Source organism: Motilimonas sp. 1_MG-2023 (assembly GCF_030547455.1).
Lineage (GTDB): Bacteria > Pseudomonadota > Gammaproteobacteria > Enterobacterales > CBDFNC01 > Motilimonas.
On the sequence record NZ_JAUOPX010000114.1, the window covers coordinates 1 to 710 of the forward strand.

The 710-nt window shown below is 46.2% G+C and carries 1 protein-coding gene; it reads left to right on the plus strand.

Features of this window, described 5'->3' with window-relative positions; translation table 11 throughout:
* The coding region (locus Q4519_RS21655) for an elongation factor Tu (RefSeq protein ID WP_303516005.1) at window positions 1-710 on the plus strand (710 nt) is incomplete at both ends.

Consider the following 710-nt stretch of genomic DNA (forward strand, 5'->3'; position numbering starts at 1 on the left):
AAATTTGAACGTAATAAGCCTCACGTAAACGTGGGCACCATTGGTCACGTTGACCATGGTAAAACAACTCTAACCGCTGCTATTTCATCGGTTCTTACCAAAGCTTACGGTGGTGAAACTAAAGATTTCGCATCTATCGATAATGCACCTGAAGAGCGTGAGCGCGGTATTACAATCAATACTTCTCACATCGAGTACGACACACCGACTCGTCACTACGCACACGTAGACTGTCCAGGACACGCCGATTATGTTAAAAACATGATCACTGGTGCTGCTCAAATGGACGGCGCTATCCTAGTAGTAGCTGCGACTGATGGCCCAATGCCACAAACGCGTGAGCACATCCTACTTTCTCGTCAAGTTGGTGTTCCATACATCATCGTATTCATGAACAAATGTGACATGGTTGACGACGAAGAACTACTAGAGCTAGTAGAAATGGAAGTTCGTGAACTGCTATCTGAGTACGATTTCCCAGGTGATGACCTACCGTTAATCCAAGGTTCTGCGCTTAAAGCACTTGAAGGCGACGAAGCATGGGAAGCGAAAGTACTTGAGCTTGCAGAAGCACTAGACACTTACATCCCAGAGCCAGAGCGTGAAATCGATAAGCCATTCATCATGCCTATCGAAGACGTATTCTCTATCCAAGGTCGTGGTACTGTTGTAACTGGTCGTATCGAAGCGGGTATCGTTCGTGTACAAGA